The following is a 7,887-nucleotide window of genomic DNA, read 5'->3' as shown; positions in this document are numbered from 1 at the left end:
TCGCGCTGACCCTGCCCGCCGCCCTCAGCGCCGAGCTGCGCGCCCTGGCCGGACGCCACGGCGCCACCCTGTTCATGACCATGCTGGCCGGCTGGGCCGCGCTGCTGGCCCGCCTCGGCGGCCAGGATGACATCGTGGTCGGCACCCCGGTGGCCAACCGCCAGCGCCGCGAAGTCGAGGACGTGATCGGCTTCTTCGTCAACACCCTGGCGCTGCGCGTGCGCCTGCACGACGACCCGAGCGTGAGCGAGCTGCTGCAACAGGTCGCCCACACGGCGCTGGACGCCTACGCCCACCAGGACCTGCCGTTCGAACAGGTGGTCGAGGCGCTGCAGCCGGTGCGCAGCATGAGCCACAGCCCGCTGTTCCAGACCATGCTGACCTGGAACAACGCCCCGGCCGGCGCGCTGCTGCTGCCCGGCCTGCAACTGGCCGCGCTGCCGGCCGAGCAACTGAGCGCGCAGTTCGACCTGGCGCTGACGCTGGCCGACGATGGCGTCGTCATCGGCGGCCACATCGACTACGCCACCGACCTGTTCGAGCACGCCAGCGTCGAGCGCATCGCCGGCCACTTCCAGACCCTGCTGGCGGCCATGACGGCCGACCCGCGGCAGCGCGTCGGCGCGCTGGCCCTGCTGACGCCGGACCAGCGCCACCAGCTGCTGACCGGCTTCAACGCCAGCGGCGCCGACTACCCGCGCGACCAGCTGCTGCACCAGGCCTTCGAGGCGCAAGCGGCCACGCGGCCGGACGCCATCGCGCTGGTGTGCGAGGGCCACAGCCTGAGCTACGGCCAACTGAACCGGCGCGCCAACCAGCTGGCCCACCATCTGCTGGCGCGCGGCGTGCGCCCCGACGACCGTGTCGCCGTCTGCCTCGAACGCGGCCTCGAGCTGGTGGCCGCCCTGCTGGCCATCCTCAAGGCCGGCGCCGCCTACATGCCGCTCGATCCGGCCTACCCGGCCGAGCGCATCGCCCACATGCTGGCCGACAGCGCCCCGGCCGCCGTGCTGACGCAGCGTTCCCTGCTGCAGGCGGCGGCGCCGTTGCGGACGGAGACGGCCACACCACAGCTGGTCTGCATCGACGATCCGGCCATCGGCGCATCCGCTCCCGCCCACGACCCGGCGCCGGACGCGCTGGGCCTGCGGGCCGGCCACCTGGCCTACCTGATCTACACCTCCGGCTCGACCGGCCTGCCCAAGGGCGTCATGATCGAGCACCGCAACGCCTGCAATATGGTCGCCTGGGCGCGCGACCACTTTACGCCGGCCCAGCTGGCGCGCACGCTGTTCTGCACCTCGATCAATTTCGACCTGGCCGTGTACGAGATGTTCGTGCCGCTCAGCGCCGGCGGCACGCTGGTGATCGCGCGCGACATCCTGGACGACACGCTGGAGCTGGACGGCGTCACCCACATCAACACCGTGCCCTCCACCATCGCCACGCTGGCCGGGCGCGGACGCATCCCGGCGTCGGTGCGCAGCATCAACCTGGCCGGCGAAGCCTTGAAGCGGGAACTGGTCGAGACCTTGTTCGCCAGCACCGAGGTCGAACAGGTCGCCAACCTGTACGGTCCGTCGGAAACCACCACCTATTCGACCTGGATCGCCATGCACCGGGACCACGGCTTCCAGCCCTACATCGGCCGTCCGCTCGCCAATACCCAGGTCTACCTGCTCGACAGCCGGCTGGCGCCGGTGCCGCTCGGCGTGGCCGGCGAACTGTATATCGGCGGCGCCGGCGTCGCGCGCGGCTATCTGAACCGGCCGCAACTGACGGCGGAACGCTTCATCGCCGATCCGTTCAGCGACGATCCCGATGCGCGCCTGTACAAGACTGGCGACCTGGGCCGCTACGCCGCCGACGGCAACATCGAATACCTGGGCCGCAACGACTTCCAGGTCAAATTGCGCGGCTTCCGCATCGAGCTCGGCGAGATCGAGAGCGCGCTGGCGGCCTGCGACGGCGTGCGCGAGGCGGTGGTGGCGGCGCGCGAAGACCAGCCGGGCGACCAGCGCCTGGTGGCCTACCTGCTGGCGCACCAGGGCGCCACGCTGGACGCGGCCCGGCTGCGCGCGGCGCTGGCGGCCACGCTGCCGGGCTATATGGTGCCGGCCGCGTTCGTGACGCTGGCGGCCTATCCGCGCACCCCGAACGGCAAGCTCGACCGCATTGCCCTGCCCGCGCCGGACCACAGCGCGGTGGCGACGCGCACCTACGCGGCGCCGCAGGGTCCGGACGAAACCGTGCTGGCGACAATCTGGGCCGAACTGCTGGGCCTGGAACGGATCGGGCGGCACGACCATTTCTTCGAGCTGGGCGGCCATTCGCTGCTGGCGCTCCAGCTGATGTCCAGGATACGCGAGCAATGCGAGGTGACGATCCCCTTGCGCAGCCTGTTCGACGCCCCGGTGTTCCACCAGTTTTCCGCGACGGTGACAGCGGCGCAGATCGCCCGCTTTGCCGACCACGACATCGACAGCCTGAGCCAAAAGCTCGACGGCCTGTCCGAGACTCAATTGCTGGCCTTGTTATCCGAAGGATTTTCCAATGAATAAACTGCAGTTAAGCGAATTGAAACAGATGGTCCTGCTGAACCAGCTCAAGCAGCAAAAGACCGCGCAACAAGCCAGTCCCGCGCACGCGCCGATCCCGGCGGCCGGACGCGAACGGCCGCTGCCGCTGTCGCTGGCGCAGCAACGTCTGTGGTTCCTGGCCCAGCTCGATCCCGCCTCCAGCGCGGCCTACCATCTGCCGGCCGCGCTGCGCCTGAGCGGCGCGCTCGACCTGCCGGCGCTGCGCGCCACGCTCGACCGCCTGGTGGCCCGCCACGAAAGCCTGCGCACCACCTTTGTCCAGCACGACGGCGCCCCGGTCCAGGCCATCGCCGCCGCCGACCAGGGCTGCGCGCTGCGCCTGCACGACCTGCGCGCGCTACCCGGCCATGAACAGCAGGCGGCCGTGGCCCGCATCGGCGTCGACGAGGCGGCCCAGCCCTTCGACCTGGCCGCCGGCCCGCTGGTGCGCGGCCGGCTGCTGCAGCTGGCCGACGGCGAGCACGTGCTGCTGCTGACCCAGCACCACATCATTTCCGACGGCTGGTCGATCGGCGTCATGGTGCGCGAGGTCAGCGCGCTGTACGCCGCCTTCAGCCAGGGTTTGCCGGACCCGCTGCCGGCGCTGGCCATCCAGTACGCCGACTACGCCGTCTGGCAGCGCCAGTGGCTCAGCGGCGCCGCGCTGCAAGGCCAGACCGACTGGTGGCGCAACCATCTGGACGGCGCCCCGGCGCTGCTGACCTTGCCGACCGACCGGCCCCGTCCGGCATTGCAGAACCATGCCGGCGGCTGCCTGGCGCTGACCATTCCGGCGCCGCTGGCGGCCGGCCTGCGCGCGCTGGCCGCGCGCCACGGCGCCACGCTGTTCATGACGCTGCTGGCCGGCTGGGCCGCGCTGCTGTCGCGCCTGAGCGGGCAGGACGACGTGGTGGTCGGCACGCCGGTGGCCAACCGCCAGCGCCGCGAGCTCGAGCAATTGATCGGCTTCTTTGTCAACACCCTGGCGCTGCGCGTGCGGCTGGACAACAACCCCAGCGTCGCCGACCTGCTGGCCGCCGTCAAGGCCGACCTGCTGGCCGCCTACGAGCACCAGGACCTGCCGTTCGAACAGGTGGTGGAGGCGCTCAAGCCGCCGCGCAGCCGCGGCCACAGCCCGCTGTTCCAGGTCATGCTCGCACTCAACAATACCGCCGGCGCCAAGCTGGCCTTGCCGGGCCTGGAGCTGGCGCCGCTGGAGACGCCCCAGCTGAGCGCCCAGTTCGACCTGGTGCTCAACCTCAGCGACCATGGCGACGGCCACGCCATCGCCGGCGGCCTGAACTACGCCAGCGCGCTGTTCGAACGCGCCAGCGTCGAACGCCTGGCCGGCTATTGGCTGACGCTGTTGGCGGCGATGGTGGCCGACGACAGCCAGCGCGTGGCCGCGCTGCCGCTGCTGGACCCGCAACAGCGCCGGCAACTGCTGGCCGGCTTCAACGACACGGCGCTCGCCCATCGGCCAGAACGCCTGCTGCACCAGCTGTTCGAAGACCAGGCCGCCGCCCGGCCCGACGCCGTGGCCCTGGTGTGCGGCGCCGAGCGCCTCAGCTATGCCGAACTGAACCGACGTGCCAACCAGCTGGCGCACCGCCTGCTGGCGATGGGCGTGCGCCCGGACCAGCGCGTCGCCATTTGCCTCGAACGCGGCATCGCGATGGTGGTCGCCGTGCTCGGCGTGCTCAAGGCCGGCGCCGCCTACGTGCCGCTGGACCCGGCCTATCCGCCGGAACGCCTGGCCTATATGCTGGACGACAGCGCCCCCACGGCGGTGCTGAGCGTGGCGGCGCACCGGGCGCGCCTGCCGGCCGGGGCGCCGCTGCTGATGCTGTCCGACGAGCATGCAGCGGCCGATGGCGCCGCATCGAATCCCGACCCGCAAGCACTGGGACTGCGCCCGCGGCACGCCGCCTATGTGATCTACACCTCGGGTTCGACCGGCCGCCCCAAGGGCGCCACCATCGAGCACGCCGGCCTTTCCAACCTGCTGCACTGGTACGTGGACGAGTACGACTTCGCGGCGGACGACCGCGTCTTGCTGGTGACCTCGTTCAGCTTCGACCTCACCCAAAAGAATATCTTTGCGCCGCTGCTGTGCGGCGCCAGCCTGCACCTGGCCGATGCCGGCTTCGATCCGCGCCAGTTGGCCGCCGAGATCGCGCGCCAGGGCATCACCAGCCTGAACCTGACCCCGAGCGCCTTCTACCCCATCATTGCGGCGGCGCCGCCCCAGGCGCTGGCCAGCCTGCGGCGCGTCTTCCTGGGCGGCGAGCCGATCAGCATGGCGCACATCGCCCCGCTGGCCCGCCAGTATCCGCAGATGACGCTGGTCAACAGCTACGGTCCGACCGAATGCACCGACGTGGTGGCGGCCTGCCGCATCGACCACGCGCGCGGCGAGGGCGTGGACTGGACACCGCCGATCGGCCGCCCGATCGCCAACACCGAACTGTACGTGCTGGACGCGCAACGGCAACCGGTGCCGATCGGCGTCACGGGCGAACTGTACATCGGCGGCGCCGGCGTCGGGCGCGGCTACCTGAACCGCCCGGAGCTGAACGCCGAGCGCTTCATCGCCGACCCGTTCAGCGGCCGCCCCGGCGCCCGCCTGTACCGCACCGGCGACCTGGTGCGCTGGCTGCCGGACGGCCATCTCGACTACCTGGGCCGCAACGACTTCCAGGTCAAGATCCGCGGCTTCCGCATCGAGCTCGGCGAGATCGAAGCGCGCCTGGCCGCCTGCGCCGGCGTGCGCGAAGCGGTGGTCGTCGCCCGCCAGGACAGCCCCGGCGAGCGCCGCCTGGTGGCCTACCTGCTGGCCGAGCGCGGCGCGGCGGCATCCGCCGCCCTGCTCGAGCCGGCCGCGCTGCGCGCCGCGCTGGCGCCGCAGCTGGCCGACTACATGCTGCCGGCCGCCTACGTGGTGCTGGAGGCGCTGCCGTTGACCCCGAACGGCAAGCTGGACCGCAACGCCCTGCCCGCCCCCGGCCAGGACGCCGTCGCCACCCGGCCTTACCAGGCCCCGCAAGGCCCGGCCGAGACCGCGCTGGCCGCCGTCTGGGCCGAGCTGCTGGGCCTGGAACAGGTCGGCCGCGACGACCATTTCTTCGAACTGGGCGGCCATTCGCTGATGGTGATCACGCTGATCGAGCGGCTACACCGGCTGGGCCTGAGCGCCGAGGTGGGCGCCGTGTTCGAGGCGCCCACGCTGCAGGCCATGGCGGCCGGCCTGACGGCCGGCGACGCGGCGTCGCGCGCCGCGCCGGCGCCGCCCAACCTGATCGGCGCCGGCTGCACCGCGCTGCGCCCGGAACTGCTGCCGCTGGTGGCGCTGACCCAGGACGAGATCGACCTGATCGTCGACAGCGTGCCCGACGGCGCCGCCAACATCCAGGACATCTATCCGCTGGCGCCGCTGCAGGAAGGCATCCTGTTCCACCACCTGCTGGGCGGCGAAGGCGACGCCTACCTGATCCGCTCCAGCTTTGCGTTCGATGGCCGCCAGCGGCTCGACGCCTTCCTCGACGCGCTGCAGCGCGTCATCGCGCGCCACGACATCCTGCGCAGCAGCGTGCGCTGGGCCGGGCTGTCGACGCCGGTGCAAGTGGTGCAGCGGCGCGCGCCGCTGCCGGTCCACACGCTGACGCTGGAGGCCGGCGGCGACGCCGTCGAGCAACTGCACCAGCACACCGATCCGCGCCGGCTGCGCCTGGACCTGCAGCGCGCGCCGCTGATCGCGGCCTCCGTGGCGGCCGATCCAGATTCCGGCGCATGGCTGCTGACCTTGCTCAACCACCACCTGGTCAGCGACCACCTGACGCTGGAGTTGATCGTCGCCGAAATCCAGGCGCTGCTCGACGGCCACGGCGACCAGCTGCCGGCGCCGCTGCCCTACCGGCAGTTCATCGCCCAGGCCCGCGCCGTGCCGGCCGCCGCCCACGAGGACTACTTCCGCCGCCGGCTGGCCGACATCGACGCGCCGACCGCGCCGTTCGGCCTGCTCGACGTCCAACATGACGGCGGCCGCACCGACCAGGCCGCCCTGACGCTGGACCCGGCGCTGGCGCGCCAGGTGCGCGAGGGCGCGCGCCGCCACGGCGTGACCGCCGCCGTGCTGTTCCATACCGCCTGGGCCCAGGTGCTGGCGCGCTGCTGCGGCCGCGACGACGTGGTGTTCGGCACCGTGCTGTCGGGCCGCATGCAGGGCGCCGACGGCGCCGGCCAGGTGCTGGGCATGTTCATCAACACGCTGCCGCTGCGCGTCTCGCTGGGCGCGCGGCCGGTCGGCCAGGTGGTGCGCGACAGCTACCGCGACCTGGGCGAGCTGCTGGCGCATGAACAAGCCTCGCTGGCGCTGGCCCAGCGCTGCAGCGGCGTGGCCGCGCCGCAGCCGCTGTTTACCACCCTGCTTAACTACCGCCACAACCGGCCCGCGACGGCGCCGGGCGCGGTCGGGCTGGACGGCGTGCGCGCCATCGCGTCGGAGGAAAGGACCAATTACCCGGTCACGCTGTCGGTCGACGACTATGGCGACGGCTTCGGCGTGACGGCGCAGTGCGCGGCCGGCATCGATCCGCAACGCATGGCCGGCTATCTGCTGACGGCGGTCGAGGCGCTCAGCGCCGCGCTGGCCGGCGACGCCAGCCAGCCAGCCCATGCATTGGAGGTCCTGCCCCAGGCCGAGCGCCATCAACTGCTGTCCGGCTTCAACGCCGGCGGCGCCGACTACCCGCGCGGCCAGCTGCTGCATGGCCTGTTCGAAGCGCAAGCGGCCGCGCGGCCGGACGCCATCGCCCTGGTGTGCGAGGGCCACAGCCTGAGCTACGGCCAGTTGAACCGCCGCGCCAACCAGCTGGCCCACCATCTGCTGGCACGCGGCGTGCGTCCCGGCGAGCGCGTCGCCGTCTGCCTCGAGCGCGGCCTCGAGCTGGTGGCCGCCCTGCTGGCCATCCTCAAGGCCGGCGCCGCCTATGTGCCGGTCGATCCGGCCTACCCGGCCGAGCGCATCGCCCACATGCTGGCCGACAGCGCCCCGGCCGCCGTGCTGACGCAGCTGTCCCTGCTGGACACCCTGCCCGCCGGCGCAGCCGCGCTGGCCATCGACGACGCCGCCGAAGCGGCCGCCATCGCCGCCCGCGCCGACGCCAATCCCGACCCCGCCGCGCTGGGCCTGCACGCCGGCCACCTGGCCTACATCATCTACACCTCCGGCTCGACCGGCCTGCCCAAGGGTGTCATGGTCGAGCATGCCAACGTGACGCGCCTGCTGGCCGCCACCGACCACTGGTTC

Annotated in this window: 2 protein-coding genes; both read left to right on the top strand. The window is 72.2% G+C overall.

Going from position 1 to position 7,887, the window contains the following annotated elements; translation table 11 throughout:
- The coding region (locus KVP70_RS32715; RefSeq protein ID WP_217946607.1) for a non-ribosomal peptide synthetase at positions 1 to 2,561 on the top strand (2,561 nt) is incomplete at its 5' end.
- Positions 2,554 to 7,887: non-ribosomal peptide synthetase (locus tag KVP70_RS32710; RefSeq protein ID WP_217946605.1), on the top strand; the 5,334-nt coding region annotated here is incomplete at its 3' end. The genes KVP70_RS32715 and KVP70_RS32710, both read left to right, overlap by 8 nt.

This window comes from Duganella violaceipulchra (assembly GCF_019166075.1).
GTDB classification, from domain to species: Bacteria; Pseudomonadota; Gammaproteobacteria; order Burkholderiales; family Burkholderiaceae_D; genus Rugamonas; species Rugamonas violaceipulchra.
Note: the sequence above shows the minus strand (reverse complement) of the source record. Positions and strands in the feature narration are given on the sequence as shown.